General features: G+C 43.3%; 18 protein-coding genes and 1 riboswitch. Of the genes, 7 read left to right on the top strand and 11 right to left on the bottom strand.

Going from position 1 to position 15,535, the window contains the following annotated elements; all coding sequences use genetic code 11:
- Position 1: 1 nt before the first annotated feature.
- Positions 2 to 442 carry a type II 3-dehydroquinate dehydratase gene (gene aroQ / locus DIC78_RS19190; RefSeq protein WP_024122024.1) on the bottom strand — a complete coding sequence of 147 codons (441 nt, stop codon included), beginning with the start codon at positions 440 to 442 and terminating at the stop codon, positions 2 to 4.
- An 87-nt stretch (positions 443 to 529) separates the two neighbouring features.
- The gene (locus tag DIC78_RS19185; RefSeq protein ID WP_069487192.1) at positions 530 to 1,063 is read right to left on the bottom strand and encodes a YqhR family membrane protein; all 534 of its coding nucleotides are present in this window, start codon (positions 1,061 to 1,063) and stop codon (positions 530 to 532) included.
- Between the two features lie 231 nt (positions 1,064 to 1,294).
- Here DIC78_RS19185 and DIC78_RS19180 point away from each other — a divergent pair, with 231 nt between their 5' ends.
- Together DIC78_RS19180 and DIC78_RS19175 are read left to right on the top strand one after the other, a co-directional pair.
- Complete coding sequence (locus DIC78_RS19180; RefSeq protein ID WP_024122026.1) at positions 1,295 to 2,248, top strand: DUF1385 domain-containing protein; 954 nt, start codon at positions 1,295 to 1,297, stop codon at positions 2,246 to 2,248.
- 39 nt (positions 2,249 to 2,287) lie between these two features.
- Positions 2,288 to 2,683: an SA1362 family protein gene (locus tag DIC78_RS19175; protein ID WP_044154629.1), complete on the top strand. Its 396-nt coding sequence runs from the start codon at positions 2,288 to 2,290 to the stop codon at positions 2,681 to 2,683.
- Here the strand turns inward: DIC78_RS19175 and DIC78_RS19170 are convergent.
- The 3 genes from DIC78_RS19170 to lipM form a co-directional block, all read right to left on the bottom strand.
- On the bottom strand, positions 2,680 to 3,555 hold the full coding sequence (locus DIC78_RS19170) for a patatin-like phospholipase family protein (RefSeq protein ID WP_127696776.1): 876 nt from the start codon (positions 3,553 to 3,555) through the stop codon (positions 2,680 to 2,682). The genes DIC78_RS19175 and DIC78_RS19170 overlap by 4 nt on opposite strands.
- A gap of 126 nt (positions 3,556 to 3,681) precedes the next feature.
- Positions 3,682 to 4,110, bottom strand: coding sequence for a transcriptional regulator MntR (gene mntR, locus DIC78_RS19165; protein WP_010334908.1), 429 nt, complete (start codon positions 4,108 to 4,110; stop codon positions 3,682 to 3,684).
- A 100-nt stretch (positions 4,111 to 4,210) separates the two neighbouring features.
- The gene (gene lipM / locus DIC78_RS19160; protein ID WP_024122029.1) at positions 4,211 to 5,047 is read right to left on the bottom strand and encodes an octanoyltransferase LipM; all 837 of its coding nucleotides are present in this window, start codon (positions 5,045 to 5,047) and stop codon (positions 4,211 to 4,213) included.
- A gap of 190 nt (positions 5,048 to 5,237) precedes the next feature.
- On the opposite strand from lipM, the gene DIC78_RS19155 reads away from it, so the two are divergent.
- The gene (locus DIC78_RS19155; RefSeq protein ID WP_024122030.1) at positions 5,238 to 5,618 is read left to right on the top strand and encodes a rhodanese-like domain-containing protein; all 381 of its coding nucleotides are present in this window, start codon (positions 5,238 to 5,240) and stop codon (positions 5,616 to 5,618) included.
- Between the two features lie 34 nt (positions 5,619 to 5,652).
- Here DIC78_RS19155 and gcvPB read toward each other — a convergent pair whose 3' ends face one another.
- Genes gcvPB through gcvT form a run of 3 tightly spaced genes read right to left on the bottom strand, consistent with a single transcriptional unit; the run spans position 5,653 to position 9,590 of the window.
- Complete coding sequence (gene gcvPB, locus DIC78_RS19150) at positions 5,653 to 7,134, bottom strand: aminomethyl-transferring glycine dehydrogenase subunit GcvPB (RefSeq protein WP_095713266.1); 1,482 nt, start codon at positions 7,132 to 7,134, stop codon at positions 5,653 to 5,655.
- The gene (gene gcvPA / locus DIC78_RS19145) at positions 7,127 to 8,473 is read right to left on the bottom strand and encodes an aminomethyl-transferring glycine dehydrogenase subunit GcvPA (RefSeq protein ID WP_103672264.1); all 1,347 of its coding nucleotides are present in this window, start codon (positions 8,471 to 8,473) and stop codon (positions 7,127 to 7,129) included. The genes gcvPB and gcvPA overlap by 8 nt, the downstream gene beginning before the upstream one ends.
- A 28-nt stretch (positions 8,474 to 8,501) precedes the next feature.
- Positions 8,502 to 9,590, bottom strand: a complete 1,089-nt coding sequence (gene gcvT, locus DIC78_RS19140; RefSeq protein ID WP_127696775.1) for a glycine cleavage system aminomethyltransferase GcvT — start codon at positions 9,588 to 9,590, stop codon at positions 8,502 to 8,504.
- Between the two features lie 173 nt (positions 9,591 to 9,763).
- A riboswitch (glycine riboswitch) is annotated at positions 9,764 to 9,865 on the bottom strand.
- 168 nt (positions 9,866 to 10,033) lie between these two features.
- On the opposite strand from gcvT, the gene DIC78_RS19135 reads away from it, so the two are divergent.
- The 4 genes from DIC78_RS19135 (at position 10,034) to sinR (ending at position 13,247) form a co-directional block, all read left to right on the top strand.
- Positions 10,034 to 11,707 carry a DEAD/DEAH box helicase gene (locus tag DIC78_RS19135; RefSeq protein WP_127696774.1) on the top strand — a complete coding sequence of 558 codons (1,674 nt, stop codon included), beginning with the start codon at positions 10,034 to 10,036 and terminating at the stop codon, positions 11,705 to 11,707.
- Between the two features lie 19 nt (positions 11,708 to 11,726).
- A complete protein-coding gene (locus tag DIC78_RS19130) occupies positions 11,727 to 12,521 on the top strand; it encodes a YqhG family protein (RefSeq protein ID WP_127696773.1) in 795 nt (264 codons plus the stop codon).
- 183 nt (positions 12,522 to 12,704) lie between these two features.
- On the top strand, positions 12,705 to 12,878 hold the full coding sequence (gene sinI / locus DIC78_RS19125) for an anti-repressor SinI (protein WP_127696772.1): 174 nt from the start codon (positions 12,705 to 12,707) through the stop codon (positions 12,876 to 12,878).
- Between the two features lie 33 nt (positions 12,879 to 12,911).
- Entirely contained in the window at positions 12,912 to 13,247 is a 336-nt protein-coding gene (sinR, locus tag DIC78_RS19120; protein ID WP_003226345.1) for a transcriptional regulator SinR, read from the top strand.
- Positions 13,248 to 13,333: 86 nt separating this feature from the next.
- On the opposite strand, the gene tasA is transcribed toward sinR, so the two are convergent.
- The 3 genes from tasA to tapA all read right to left on the bottom strand — a co-directional run bounded on the left by tasA (position 13,334) and on the right by tapA (position 15,501).
- Positions 13,334 to 14,119: a biofilm matrix protein TasA gene (tasA, locus tag DIC78_RS19115; protein ID WP_127696771.1), complete on the bottom strand. Its 786-nt coding sequence runs from the start codon at positions 14,117 to 14,119 to the stop codon at positions 13,334 to 13,336.
- Positions 14,120 to 14,183: 64 nt separating this feature from the next.
- Complete coding sequence (gene sipW, locus DIC78_RS19110) at positions 14,184 to 14,768, bottom strand: signal peptidase I SipW (protein WP_105955579.1); 585 nt, start codon at positions 14,766 to 14,768, stop codon at positions 14,184 to 14,186.
- Positions 14,740 to 15,501 (bottom strand): amyloid fiber anchoring/assembly protein TapA, encoded by a 762-nt coding sequence (tapA, locus tag DIC78_RS19105; protein WP_106020093.1) that lies wholly within the window; start codon positions 15,499 to 15,501, stop codon positions 14,740 to 14,742. Before tapA ends, sipW begins: the two co-directional genes overlap by 29 nt.
- Positions 15,502 to 15,535: the final 34 nt, after the last annotated feature.

Genomic DNA, 15,535 nt, shown 5'->3' with positions numbered 1-15,535 from the left:
TTTATTCTCCCCCTTGCCGGCTTAATAAATAGCGAACAGCAAGCTTGTAGCCTTCAGATCCGAGGCCGACAATCTGCCCTTTCGCAACAGGAGCGATCACTGACTGATGCCTGAATTCTTCTCTGGCGTATAAATTTGATAAATGCACCTCAACCACAGGAGGGCTGATGCTTGAAACAGCATCCCTGATTGCATAGCTGTAATGGCTCAGCGCGCCCGGATTCAAAACAATTCCGTCATATTGTTCCTCAGCCTCGTGTATGGCGTCTATCAAATCGCCTTCATGATTAGACTGGAAAAAAGTAAGCTGAATATGTAAGGCTTCAGCAAATTGAAAAAGATCTGTTTCAATATCTGTCAGTGTGTGACGCCCAAATACATCCGGCTCACGCTTCCCCAGCCGATTGACATTCGGGCCGTTCAAAATCAAAAAATGAGGCACATGGCTCTCTCCTTTTCGCGAGGGTTTCTCATGTAAAAAATGTTCACTTCTCGTGAACATTTTATCATAACAAAAAAGGATAATACACTATTCTCTCTGTGTTCCCAGCGCACGTGCCAGCTTTTCCGAGTTTAGCTCATTATATTCAAATGAAATTGAATATCCGACAAACAGCCCGTAAAGCAGATAGATGCAAATTGTTGTAATAATCGTATCTGATTTCAATTCAGTTACGGCGCGCACATCCTGGAAAATCGGATTAAACACAAAAAACACGAGCAGCCAAAGCAGCAAGCCGTATAACATACCAGGCCACATCGTTTTCAAGCGTTTCAAGAGAAGATAATAAAGAAACGCCCCGCCAATCGAAATGATGCCAATCACAATGATGCTGATAATCGTTCCTAAACCATGTTTTTTCCACTCTCCGAGTACAAACGGCTGCAATATCATATTGGGGCTGATTTCGGAAAAATGAAATAAGTAGGCGATATAACCGACGAAACTCCATAATACGCCTCCGCAAAAACCCGTCGCCGCTACCCTGCCGCCCATTGGCACAGGCGGTCCCTGATCCTCTTTTGTTTGTTCGTTTTGATCTGTATTTTTTTCACTTGTCATAACGGCCACCTCCTTGTTAAAGTGTGCCCAAAAAATGAAATGTCAATAAAAAAGCTCACACATTTTGACAGCAGCGAGTAAAATTTGAAAATAACGGGTATACTGCATGTAGAAAAAGCAAGGCTCTGGCAAATTTTCAGCCCGTCAATCTAGAGGTTTCGCGCTGTTTCCTGTACAATAGAGTGAAAGGAAATAGTTAGCAATCCTAAAGAAATAGGCAGGTTGATGAATATGTCAAAACATAAAATTCCGCCCGCTTACGGCGGGCAGGCGGTTGTGGAAGGCGTTATGTTTGGCGGAAAACACAATTACGTTACGGCCATACGAAGAACAGACGGAAGCATTGATTTCTTCAAGCTTCCCCGGAAACACAATCCGAAGCTGAACAGGGTAAAAAAAATACCATTTATAAGAGGGATCGCGGCTATTATTGAAGCGAGCGCTAACGGCACAAAGCATTTGAATTTCTCGAGTGAACGCTACGGACTTGATCCGTCTGAGGACGAGACGCTTAAGGAAGAAAAAAAAGCCTCGGGGCTGTCAATGTATCTCAGCCTTGCAGTGATCGGCGTCTTATCATTTTTGTTCAGTAAATTCGTATTTACATTGGTTCCTGTTTTCTTAGCTGAACTGACAAGACCGGTTTTTCCATCGGACACAGCGCAAATCGCAGTTGAAAGTCTATTCAAATTGATTTTGCTGCTCGGTTATATTTATTTTTTATCCATGACACCGCTGATTAAAAGAGTGTTTCAATATCATGGAGCCGAACATAAGGTCATAAACTGTTATGAACAGAAATTGCCAATTACTGTAGAGAACGTTCAAAATCAATCACGGCTTCATTACCGCTGCGGGTCCAGCTTTATTTTATTTACCATTATTGTCGGTATGTTTGTATACTTGCTTGTTCCAACAGATCCGCTTTGGTTGCGTGTTATAGATCGTGTCGCTCTCATACCGGTTGTACTTGGGATTTCCTTTGAAGTGCTGCAGCTGACAAATAAAGTGCGTGATATTCCCGGTTTGAAATGTCTCGGGTACCCGGGCCTCTGGCTTCAGCTGTTAACGACGAAAGAACCTAAGGATGACCAAGTTGAAGTTGCAATCGAAAGCTTTAACGAGCTTCTCAGACTCGAAGAAAGATCTGAACAAAAAGAGCAGCCTTCTCACAACGTCATCTAATATCCGTTGCCCTGCTATTACTTTCGGAGGTGGACAGTTATGAATCATCGTGTACAACCTATTATTGCTGTATTAATTGCGCTGGGAGCGTTCGGTTTCCTCTATGTGCTGGTAACCAATCCCGGAGAAATGGCAAAAATGGCGATAACCGTCATCTTGGCAGGTATCATTATTTATTTTATTGTGAAATATGTAATGAAGCGAAATACTGGCAGTGAAGGAGCGGCTTTTAAAAAAGCGGCCAAACAATCGCGGCGCCGGCTGAAAGAACAAAAAGCAAAGCACCGCGCCGGGCATAAAGGACGGGTGAGCCATCTGCGAAGCGTTCCGAGCGCCAGCAAACCTAAGCCGATGATTCTCAAGAAAAAAAGCCAGACGCAGCTGACTGTCATAGAAGGGAAAAAAAATAAAAAGAAAAACAGAGCGCTTTTTTAATAGGTCCACTGCTTTAAAAACTGCTCTGTCCGACTTTTACCTAGCTCAATCAGGGCTAGTTTTTTTTGTTGTGTTAAATGAAATTCGGTCGCCATCACGTTGTCAACCGGAAGAAAAATGATATTTTGCTCATAGCGTGACGCGATATGTCTTGCGTCATGCGCATCCTTCATCGTTTCAAACAGAGCGCCAAACAGTTCGAAAGCGTTTCCGATATTTTTTTTCGGCCGCTCCCTTTCATTCGGCGCAAGCGTCACACCGATAACAGGTCGTTTTCTTTCTTTAGAAAACAGCCATATGGGAAAATTGCTTAAAACGCCCCCATCCACTACGGTGGCAGTTCCTGTATCTGTTTTTAATTTTATTGGTTCAAAAAAATAGGGAATGCTGCAGCTCATTCTTACCGCTCTGGCAACCGGAAACATATCCGGATTTAACCCGTAGCGGGCCAAGTCGTCCGGCAGCACGATCATTGTACCGTTTGTCAGATCCGAAGCGATGAGCCGCAAAGAGCCTTTTTTCAAATCGCCAAAGACGCGTACGCCTTTCGCTCTTAAAAGGTCGGCGATCCACTTTTCTAATGTGTCTCCTTTAAACAAGCCCAAACGCCAGTAAATGGACACCCATTGGAGCATTTTTAAGGGGAGAAATGAGTATCGCTGGTCCAGCAGCCTCTCTCCGTCCACTTCTTCAATCAAAGCGTGAATTTCCTTGCTTGAATAACCTGATGCAATAAAAGCGGCAATAACGGCGCCGGCGCTTGTGCCGGCAAGCCGTGCAAAGCGGAAGCCTTTTTCCTCAAGCGCTTCATAAGCGCCGGCAAGCGCCACGCCTTTTACCCCTCCGCCAGAAAACACACCGTCAATATACATCCCATACCCTCCCCCTCCATCCAATGGCTTACTATCATTTTAAGAAAAAACGCGAAGAAATAGACCAATGAATGAAGCAGGACGCATTTCATCAAAAAAAGGCGGCCTCCTTTGAGACCCGCCTTTTTACTGATTATGATGTTCTGTTTTCTTTTGGATTGATTTCAGCTCTTTTTTACGCGCATCGTCTTCTTCAAAATATTGAACAAGATCACCGATGCGATCAATGCTGTTCCAGCTTAAATGATGCTCGATTCCTTCGACATCGTTATATATTTTCTCTTCATCAACACCAATGATTCTTAAAAACTGCTCAAGCAATTCATGTCTGTATACTAGCCGTTTGCCTATTTTCTTTCCTTTAGACGTTAGCACGAGACCGCGATATTTTTCATAAATTAAATATTCGTCTTTATCTAGTTTTTGAACCATTTTTGTTACAGAGGAGGGGTGGACTGCCAATGCTTCCGCGATATCAGAAACCCTTGCATATCCTTTTTCTTCAATCAGCATATAAATCTGTTCAATATAATCTTCCATACTTGGTGTCGTCATCGAAACCCTCCCAAAAAGCACCTTAACTTTATAAATCATTACAAGTTTACACTAATGAACTTGAAAAAACAAGGATGCTCTGCAGGCCAAAAAGCCCTTTTTACCGCTTATAATTCCATTCATCAGAAGCATATTTTGTTTCTGCCAAGTCCTGAACAAAATTAAGCTCTTCCTGGGATAATTCGTACGGCTCCAAGTGAATATTCAAGCCGGTTTCAAATCCGGATTTAAAAGCCTTGCGTGCATCGTCCATCGTCACCGGGTGATCGGTGAGTTCATTAATCGCAACCGCTTTATTTTTAAAATTGCGCTGCATCCGCTCTCTGACTCTTTCACTCGGATACAAAAACAGATCAAACAGCTTGTCCTCATCCAAATCAAGCAGAATGGAGCCGTGCTGAAGGATGACGCCTTTTTGTCTCGTTTGCGCGCTTCCCGCCACCTTGCGCCCCTCCACAACAAGCTCATACCAGGACGGCGCGTCAAAACAAACGGATGACCGCGGGTTCTTTAAGCTTTCTTTTTCTTTTTCGGTTCTCGGAATGGCAAAATAAGCGTCCAGACCAAGATTTCTAAAGCCTTGAAGTATGCCTTCTGAAATAACCCGATATGCCTCGGTTACAGTCGCCGGCATTTCCGGATGATCCTCAGAAACGATTACGCTGTATGTCAATTCCTGATCGTGGAGCACCCCTCTTCCTCCGGTCGGGCGTCTGACAAATCCAAGATTATACTTATGTACTGCTTCAAAATTGATTTCCTTTTTAATATTTTGAAAATAACCTACAGAAAGCGTCGCCGGATTCCAGCCGTAAAAACGGATGACCGGAGGAATTTTCTTTTCACTGTGCCAATATAAAAGCGCTTCATCAAGCGCCATATTGAAAGCCGGGCTTGCATTTCCTGAGTCTATAAACCGCCAAGTTTCTTTTTCCATTTTGAGACCTTCCTTACCGTTTTAATAGAATCAGTTTAACAAACTGCCGGGAAAATGAAAAATATTTTAGTTCCATTATGGATGACAATCGCGCCGTGCTTTACTATAATAGTATTTGTCGAAAACGTCTCTATGCCCTTGTTTAAAGAAGCAGGGTTTTGATTTTATACGTTAAAGGAGTAGAATCACATTGTCTAATATGATCGTTTTAATTATTTTTGCTGCGTTTATCGTCTATATGATTGCTTCATATGTCTATCAGCAGCGAATTATGAAAACACTTTCGGAAGAAGAATTCCGCGCTGGTTACCGCAAAGCGCAGCTTATCGACGTTCGTGAACCGAATGAATTTGATGGCGGACATATTTTAGGCGCCCGCAACATTCCGCTTTCTCAGCTGAAACAGAGAAAAAATGAAATCCGGCCGGACAAGCCTGTCTATCTGTACTGCCAGAACAGTGTCCGCAGCGGACGCGCGGCACAAACCCTGCGCAAAAACGGCTGCACTGAGATTTATAACCTTAAGGGCGGCTTTAAAAAATGGGGCGGAAAAATCAAAGCCAAAAATTAAAAAAACAGCTGTCTGATATCAGACAGCTGTTTTTTTATTTTACAAGTTCGCTGCTTACGTTTTTCTCGTATCTAAGTACAGGCTGTCTGGCTGCTTTTGTTTCATCCATTCTTTTGACGATTGTTGTATGCGGAGCCTCCTGTACGAGCTCCGGAGTTTCCTCTGCTTCTTTCGCAATTTGGATCATAGCATCAATAAATGCATCCAGTGTTTCCTTGGATTCTGTCTCTGTCGGCTCAATCATGATGCACTCCTCAACATTAAGCGGAAAATAAATTGTAGGCGGATGATAGCCGAAATCGAGCAGCCGTTTTGCAATATCCAGCGTACGCACCCCAAGCTTTTTCTGGCGTTTCCCTGACAATACAAATTCGTGCTTGCAATGGCGGTCAAACGGCAGATCGTAATAAGGGGCAAGCTTTCTCATCATATAGTTGGCGTTCAGCACCGCGTTTTCAGTAACGGCCTTTAACCCGTCCGGGCCCATAGAGCGGATGTACGTATACGCTCTGACATTGATGCCGAAGTTGCCGTAATAAGGCTTAACACGGCCGATCGCGTGAGGGCGGTCATAGTCAAAAGTAAATCGCCCTTCTTTTTTGATTAAAACGGGTTTTGGCAGATAAGGAATCAGATCTTCTTTTACGCCAACCGGACCTGAACCCGGACCGCCTCCGCCGTGAGGCCCTGTGAAGGTTTTATGCAAATTAAGATGCACCACATCAAATCCCATATCACCGGGTCTCGCTTTACTTAACACGGCATTTAAATTAGCGCCGTCATAATACAGCTTTCCTCCGGCTTGGTGAACGATTTCCGCCATCTCGGTGATCTGTTCCTCAAATAATCCGAGTGTATTCGGATTCGTCAGCATAAGAGCTGCGGTTTCTTCATTCACCGCTCTTTTTAAATCCTCTAAATCAACAAGCCCGTTTTCATTCGATTTCACCGTCACCGTTTCAAAACCGGCAACTGTTGCAGACGCAGGATTTGTCCCATGAGCTGAATCGGGGACAATGACCTTTGTCCGTTTCATATCTCCGCGCGCCTCATGATAAGCGCGGATCATCATCAGTCCCGTCCATTCGCCATGCGCACCCGCCGCGGGCTGAAGCGTGACCTCATCCATTCCCGTAATTTCTTCGAGATGCTTGCTTAAGTCATATAAAAGCTCCAAAGCGCCTTGCACTGTGTCTTCGTCCTGAAGAGGATGAATCGCGGCAAAACCGGGAATCCGCGCGATTTTTTCATTCAATTTCGGATTGTATTTCATTGTACAGGAACCGAGCGGGTAAAAGCCCGAATCAACCCCGTGGTTCCGTCTGGACAATGCTGTGTAATGCCGCATAATATCCAGCTCAGAAACCTCCGGCAGCTCTGCGTCCTCATCACGGATATAGCTGTCTGACAAGAGGTCCTCCACTTCCATTTCCGGTATGTCAAGCTCCGGCAGACTGTAGCCGACACGGCCTTCTCTTGAAAGCTCAAAAATAAGTGCCTGATCCTGATTATTCATGGCGATCCCCCAATTCCTGAATGAGTGCGTCAATTTCTTCTTTTGTTCTCAGCTCTGTTACGGCAATAAGCATATGGCGGTCAAGCTCCGGGTACGTCAGACCCAAATCGTAGCCGCCGATGATTCCATTTGTCAACAATCTTTTGTTTACCGATTTCACAGGTTCATCAAGTTTGATGATGAATTCGTTAAACATCGGCCCGTCAAACATCACAGTGAGCCCCGCTTTTTTCGCTTCTTGCTTAGCATAATTGGCTTTTAAGAGATTTTGGCGGGCGATTTCTTTTACGCCGTTTTTCCCGAGAGCCGTCATGGCGACGGAAGCGGCCAGTGCGTTTAATGCCTGGTTCGAGCAGATGTTTGAGGTCGCCTTATCCCTGCGAATATGCTGCTCTCTGGCTTGCAAGGTAAGCACAAAACCTCTTTTTCCGTTTTCATCCTCCGTTTGTCCGACGAGGCGGCCCGGCACCTTTCTCATTAATTTTTTTGTGACGGCAAAAAATCCGCAATGGGGTCCGCCGTATGCGGAAGGAATCCCGAATGGCTGTGCGTCGCCAACCACAATATCGGCCTGAAAAGCGCCCGGCGGGGTCAGAAGTCCCAATGCAAGCGGATTGGCTGAGACAATAAACATGGATTTTCCCTGATGAGCGATCGGCTCAATATCCTTCAATGGCTCAACCAGACCAAAAAAGTTCGGGTACTGCACAATGACTGCCGCCGTATCGTCACAAACGGTTTCGCGCAAAGCATCAAGATCAGTCACTCCATTTGCGGCAGGGACTTCAACAACTTCAATATACTGTCCTTTTGCATATGTTTTCAGCACTTCTCTCGATTCAGGGTGCACGGTTGTTGACACCACAATTTTTTTCTTTTTCGTATGTCCGGAGGCAAGCATCGCAGCTTCCGCCAAGGCTGTTCCGCCATCATACATAGAAGAGTTGCTGATATCCATGCCAGTTAATTCACAAATCATCGTTTGAAACTCGAAAATCGCCTGAAGCTCCCCTTGAGAAATTTCCGGCTGATATGGTGTATAAGCTGTATAAAACTCAGACCTTGAAATGACATGATCCACAATAACCGGCTGATAATGATCATATACACCGGCGCCTAAGAAAGATGCGTATTGAACGGTATCACAGTTTTTAGACGCCAGCTTTGTCAGTTCTTTTGTTAATTCTGTTTCTGATTTTGCCTTTTTGAATTGATACTCTTTTTTGAATCTGACGTTCTCAGGTATATCGGCGAATAAATCATCGATCGTGTTTGCGCCGATGGCATCAAGCATTTCCTGTTTATCCTTTTCTGTCGCGGGCAAATAGCGGTGCTTCATGTGTTGACCCCTCTCCAAAGAAAAATTTTTAGCGTTTATAAAATGGTGTTTTAACTACCTTTGCTTTCACTAATTTTTTGCGAATCTCCACTTCTACAACAGTTCCGATCTCACTCGCTCCAGCATCAACCAAGGCAAGGCCCACGTTTTTCCCCAATGTCGGTGACTGGGTGCCTGTTGTCACCTTTCCGACGGACTTGCCGCTTTGAAACACTTCATATCCGTGTCTCGGTATTCCTTTTTCAATCATTTCAAGACCGACGAGCTTTCGTTTCGCCCCGTTTTCTTTCTGTTCACTCAATACAGACTTCCCGAAAAAATCAGATTCTTTTTTGTGTTTTACGGCAAAGCCTATACCTGCTTCAACCGGCGTGATATCCCGAGTCAGCTCCTGGCCATAGAGCGGGAGCTTCGCTTCAAATCTGAGCGTATCACGCGCCCCTAGCCCGCATGGCATAAGCCCATGTTCTTCACCCGCTTCAATGATTTGTTTCCAAATTCGGACTGCGTCATCAGCGCGGCAGTAAATTTCGAACCCGTCTTCACCCGTATAGCCGGTGCGCGAAATGAGTGCTTTGCAGCCGCTGATATCAGCTTCATCAATAAATGCAAATGGTTTTAAAGCAGACACATCTGAAGCTGTCAGATTTTTTAAGATTGTTTCTGCCTTCGGGCCCTGCACGGCCAAAAGCGCAATCTGATCTGACAAATTGTCAATCTGGACCTCTCCTGCTGCGTGTTCTTTGAGCCAAGCAAGATCTTTATCTATATTTGAAGCATTTATGACAAGCAAATAGCGGTTTTCAGCTTTTTGATAGATGAGTAAATCATCAACGGTGCCGCCATCCGGATAGCACATCGCGGTATATTGCGCACGGCCGGTTTTTAACGCGGATACATCATTTGTCATCAGCTTTTGTAAAAAAGACAGACTGTCATCCCCCGTGATTTCGACTTCCCCCATATGAGATACATCAAACAGCCCGGCTGCTGTTCGGACAGCCTCATGCTCTTTTTTGATTGAAGAAAATTGAACAGGAAGCTCCCAGCCTCCGAAATCAATCGTTTTCCCTCCATATTCCTTATACAATTCAAATAACGGTGTTCTTTTCAGCATCAAATTCCTCCCCTTTTTCAACGGCGCAGCTAAAAAAACATACAAAAAAGGACAGAGAAACACCTCATATTAAATGAAGGTTCTCTGTCCTGGCACCTGAAAGTTTACTTTGCAATAGCAAAGACGTCCCCTTTGGTGGCTTGCGCATTTCACACAAACACTCTCCAGAGTTGCGTCGAGCAAGAGTTCTTTTGCCTGAGAGATTCACTCCGCAGTTTGCTCCTTCGGCGCCTGTATCCCGGTTTTCTCGGTCAGGTCTCTCCCCTTGCTGTCATTCGCTCATATTTTCATGCTGTTATGGACATACTATAGCAATATCTTACATCAAATACATACTCATATCCTACCATCATCACTATATGCGGGGCAACAGCAATTTGGGCGGATTTTTCTTATATTGTTCATTTAAAAAATTGAAGAATATGAAAGGCGGTTTCACAGCAATGAATGCAGAAATCACATATGACACAAAATGGCCCGAAGAATTTGCCGAAAGACTGAAAAACGACGGTCCATGGTCAAACTGGGAGCTGTACAAGCTTTCATCAGAAATCCAGGAAACATTGGCGATTCCTGAATTTGAAGGCTTGCGTGCCCCATTATATCTCCCTTCCTTCACGCCGCTTCCCCATCAGCTTGAGGTTGCGCAGAAGGTTGTTGAAAAAATGAACGGAAAAGCGATTTTAGCAGATGAAGTGGGGCTCGGCAAAACTGTTGAAGCCGGACTGATTCTAAAAGAATATATGATTCGCGGGTTAGCCAAAAAAATTCTGATCCTTGTGCCAGCTTCTCTTGTTTCGCAGTGGGTGAAAGAGCTTCAGGAAAAATTTTTGATTCCGGCTGTTGAGCAAAAGAAAAGCTATGTGTGGGAGCAGTGCGATATCGTCGTGTCCTCCATCGATACGGCAAAGCGCTCGCCCCACCGGGAAATTGTGCTGTCAATCCCATATGATCTCGTCATTATTGATGAGGCCCACAAGCTCAAAAATAGCAAAACAAAGAACTATGAATTTGTCCGGAATCTTGTGAAAAAATACTGCCTGCTGCTGACTGCGACGCCAATCCAAAACCGGGTTGAAGAAATATTCAATTTGGTTTCATTATTAAAACCTGGTCATTTAGGCAATCAGAATCACTTTCAAGAAATGTTTTCTAAAAAGAAATCCAGCTTAGAAGCGCATGATCATTTAAAAGATCTAGTGAATAAAGTCATGATTCGCAACAGGCGTCATGACACCGGGCTGAATTGGAAGCAGCGCCGCGTCGAAACAGTGCCGATTGAATTTTCTCCATCAGAGCAGGCGCTTTACGATGAGATTTCCCGACTGAAAGAAAGCATTAACAAACCGGCCAGCATGTTCTCCATTATGACACTCCAAAGAGAATGCTGTTCAAGCAGGGAAGCTGTGTACATGACATTGAAAAAAATGCTCGACCAAAAAGAAAAACAGGCACCAGCCATTGATGAAGACACCATTTCTATATTAATGGACCGCATCAATCAAGTGACACAAAATTCTAAAGCGAATCAAGTCATCGATCTGATTAAAAAGATAGACGATAAAGTCATTATTTTTACAGAATACCGTGCCACTCAAATTTATCTGCAGTGGTTTCTTCAGCAACACGGCATCAGCTCTGTGCCGTTCAGAGGCGGATTTAAACGCGGGAAAAAAGACTGGATGAAGGACCTTTTCCGCGGGAAGGTTCAAGTGCTGATTGCAACTGAAGCAGGCGGCGAAGGGATCAACCTGCAGTTTTGCAATCACATGATCAACTATGATTTGCCATGGAATCCGATGCGGCTTGAACAAAGAATCGGAAGAATCCACAGGCTCGGGCAGGAGCGTGACGTCCATATTTATAACATGGCTACCAAACATACAGTGGAAGAGCATATTTTAAAGCTTTTATATGAAAAAATTCATTTATTTGAAAAAGTGGTCGGCGAGCTTGATGACATTTTAACAAAAATTCAAGTCAACAATTTTGAAGAGCACCTGCACGATATTTTGTACCATTCGGCAACCGAAGAAGAAATGAAAATTAAAATGGACAACTTAACCTCATTTTTGTCTTATAAAAAACAGCAGCCCGCTGAAAAAAGAGGTTCTTAGCCGCAAGGAGGTTTTACAAGTGAGACAGCAAGAGGTTCACCAATTTCTGCTTCGTTTTTTCCAGGCAAACAGCTGTCCGATCATCGACCAAGGACCCGGTTACATGACGGTTCAGCTTACAGTTGAAATGGACAAACAGATCATGAATCGGCCTTTTTACTGGCACTGGCGTGAGAAGACCGGCGGCGACCCGAATCCGATGAAAATGACGTTCATTACAGATAAGGAATCTACTCCAAAAGACCTAGAAGGCGAATTTATTTACTTCGGGGCGCCACGCCTTTTTCAAATATTTAAAGCAGTTAAACAAAATGGGAGATTTACCAGAATGTATGAGAAAATTGAATCAGCCGGAGCGAAAATTCCGCTTCAGCCTTGGCTTGGTATAAATGTCATGATTTCATACCAGTCCGACATGAAAAAGGATAAGCTATTGTCACTAGGTCTTCACCTTGTCTCTGGAACCATGATTGAAGATTTTCAAAGTAAGCTCGTACAGCTTTCATTGACATCACAAATATGTGACTATTGTTTCACCATATCGCCTATGATCAAACCTGAAAGCGGTCTTAAGCGGATGGAGAGCTACATTACCCAAGCCGCTATGCAAGAACCGTCAGACTGGGCAGAGCAGGCGGTAAACAGGTGGCAAAACGATATGAAATTGCTTGATCAGTTTTATGAGCATACAGAAGAAAAACCAGAAGAGTACCATCTTGAAAAACAAGCGTTAAAAGCCTTGTATCAACCAAAGATATCAGTTCAGATCGAAAATGGCGGATTATTTTTTCTGCAAAATAATATTTCGAGCTAACTTTTTTCAGATTCGACATCGTTCTCGTTTTTTTTGGAAAAATGCTATTATAATAAAGGTATATTGGAAAAAAATTCTGGCTATTCAATTGGCAAATGACTTCCAGAGACCACAGAAGGCGTACAATGGTCATGGCCGGACTGGCTGAAATACATAAACAAGTATTTTAGGAGGAGAAACTGCATGAAAAATGCAAAACAAGAGCACTTCGAATTAGATCAAGAATGGGTTGAATTAATGATAGAAGCCAGAGAAGCAAATATCAGCCCTGAGGAAATACGCAAATATTTACTTTTAAACAAAAAGTCTGCTCATCCTGGTCCGGCAGCCAGAAGTCATACCATAAATCCTTTCTGAATGTGCTATAATATCACAAGGAAGGTGATGACATTGATTGGCCAGCGTATTAAACAATACCGTAAAGAAAAAGGCTACTCACTATCAGAACTAGCAGAAAAAGCTGGGGTAGCGAAGTCTTATTTAAGCTCAATAGAACGAAATCTACAAACGAACCCCTCCATTCAATTTCTCGAAAAAGTCTCCGCTGTTCTGGACGTCTCGGTTCATACTTTGCTTGATGAAAAACATGAAACCGAATACGATGGTCAATTAGATAGTGAATGGGAGAAATTGGTTCGCGATGCGATGACATCTGGGGTATCGAAAAAACAATTTCGTGAATTTTTAGATTATCAAAAATGGAGAAAATCCCAAAAAGAGGAGTAGTGCCTGAGCAGAGGCACTTACTCCTCTTTTGTCAATGAACATAAGAATGGCTCAGTACGCATGTACTGAGCCACCTCTTTTTTCTATTAATGTTTATCCTCGCTATGCGCTTTTTCATTTTCTTTAATATAACCGTCTTTATCAGTATGTTCCTTTTTGATTGTCAAGCCATTCCACTGTGTTGCTTCAAATGAGAATTGAAGCTGTAATGAGTTGCCTTGATATTTATTTTGAACCATTTGTCCCTTTTCATCTTTTGTTTTATCGTCTTTAAATTGAATTTCCATTTTAACCTGGTCAAAATCAGTCGGCGTTTTTGGAACACCGTCATATTCAGGAGCGGTTTTACCGTCAATTGTCGCTATATTGACTTTTCCGCTTGCGTTTAAGAATTTAGGATCAATTTGTTTTTTAATTTTATCAGTCGCCGCAACATCATTCTTAGAAGACATTAAATATAAGTCTTTAAGGTTGGCATCATCTAAAATGATGTTTTTCGGATAGCCATTGCCTCCCTCTTTGCCGACTGTCAATAATGTAACCTCAAATTGGCTGAGAAAATCTTCTGGGGATGTATTACTTCCCCCGTTTGCTTTAAATTCTCCATAACTCAGCGCCATTAATACCTCTTTGATCGCAAGTGAGCCGTTATTTTCGAATTGGAAATCTTTCGTCAATTTATCTCCCGGCTTTAGATTTGATAAGTTGACACTGGCTGAATTTTCTTTCGCTGCTAAATCAAGCGTGCCTGATGCAAAAGTAGCATCCGTTGATTTAATGTCGTTAAATGCTGCCCATGTTCCTCCTCCTACTAAAGCTAACCCTAGTGCTGCTGATGCAACTCCTAAACTCAATTTCTTTTTCATACCCATGGTAAACTCCCCTTTTATTGAATGATTATATTATCGAAACCTGTTGCCAGGTTTACAACTGATGTTAAGTGGACATCGTATTGTCCTTTGTCTCTGTTTCCAAGGCTTTCGTCTTTCTTTCAATCTCCCTGATCGCACTGCTGATTGTCACAAAGGAGTAGATCAGCAGCATAACGCCGGGAACAATCAGTAAAATAGCAGTGCCGATCGGCTGACTGGCAAAATGAAGCATGTAGCCGGCATAAGGAAGCTGAAAACCTGTATATTGCGCGCGGACATTTTCATCCGACACAGGCGCAGAATCAGCTGCGGCGTTATTATCCCCTTTTGTTTGGAATAACAAATGATCGCCTTGCTTTTTCATATCAATAATTCTATGGGTCACCGCTGTGTCTGCATCCTGCATAAATGTGATCACGTCGCCCTTTTGGAGCTTTTTCACATCCGTGATTTCTTTAACAAGAATTAATGAGCCCGTTTTAAATTCAGGGTCCATTGAGCCGGACAGTACTGATTTCAGCGTGTATCCGAACACTGCCGGCTCTCCCCCGGATGAACGTGTTGAAATGACAACTAGCGTTAACACAATAATCAGAGTAAAGATGATTACGTAAAGGATATTACTGATCAGCTTTAATGCTTTCTTCATCCTCTTCCCCGCTTTCCTTCTGAACTGGTTGATTTTCTTTGTCTTCAGTTACGGCTTTGTCAGCTGTTTTTTCTTTATCTGTTTTGTCTTTTCTGTCACTGTCTGCTTGATTGTGCTGTTTTTTCACAGCCGGCTGACTTTCCTTTTTCGGTGTCGTCGGTTTTTCGTCACACTTCACAATTGTCATTGGATCCGACCACTCAGACTTGCTTCCGTCCGCCGGATAGCCGGCCGGTTTATATACTTTAAACACATAAATGCCGGATTTCACTTTTTTCTTTGTTTCAATTTTGTAAAGTGATTCGCCTATTTGGGTGGAAACGTATCCTTTATCTATTACGTTCCCGTCTTTTAGCGGTTTGCGGGTGTTTGCCAGTTTATGAAGCTCCCACTTCCATTTCGATTTCTTAAGTTTCTCGCCTCTGTTTTCCAGCTCGGCAAATAGACGAACAGGGGAACAGACAGTACCTTTTGTATCTGTTTGATTCACCACGTGTAAATCACTTTGGTCCCACCGTTTATCGTAATGACAGTTTTTATCTGTATGCTGAAAGTTCTCACACGTTTGAAGCGAAACATCAAAGTTTTCAATATCATAAAAAGCAGCGCTTGTATCTCCGGTAAATTGTAAGCATATAGCGGCTGTCAGACTGAATATGGCTGAAAGCTGAAAAACAAGCAGCACTCTTAATTTTGTCTTAGCCTTATGCTGATTGCGGAACAATCGAAACATACCTTACCCCCTGTAAAACACTGTAACTTGACGT

Source organism: Bacillus halotolerans (assembly GCF_004006435.1).
Classification (GTDB): domain Bacteria; phylum Bacillota; class Bacilli; order Bacillales; family Bacillaceae; genus Bacillus; species Bacillus halotolerans.
The sequence above is the reverse complement of the archived record's forward strand: the minus strand, read 5'-3'. Positions and strand labels throughout refer to the sequence as shown.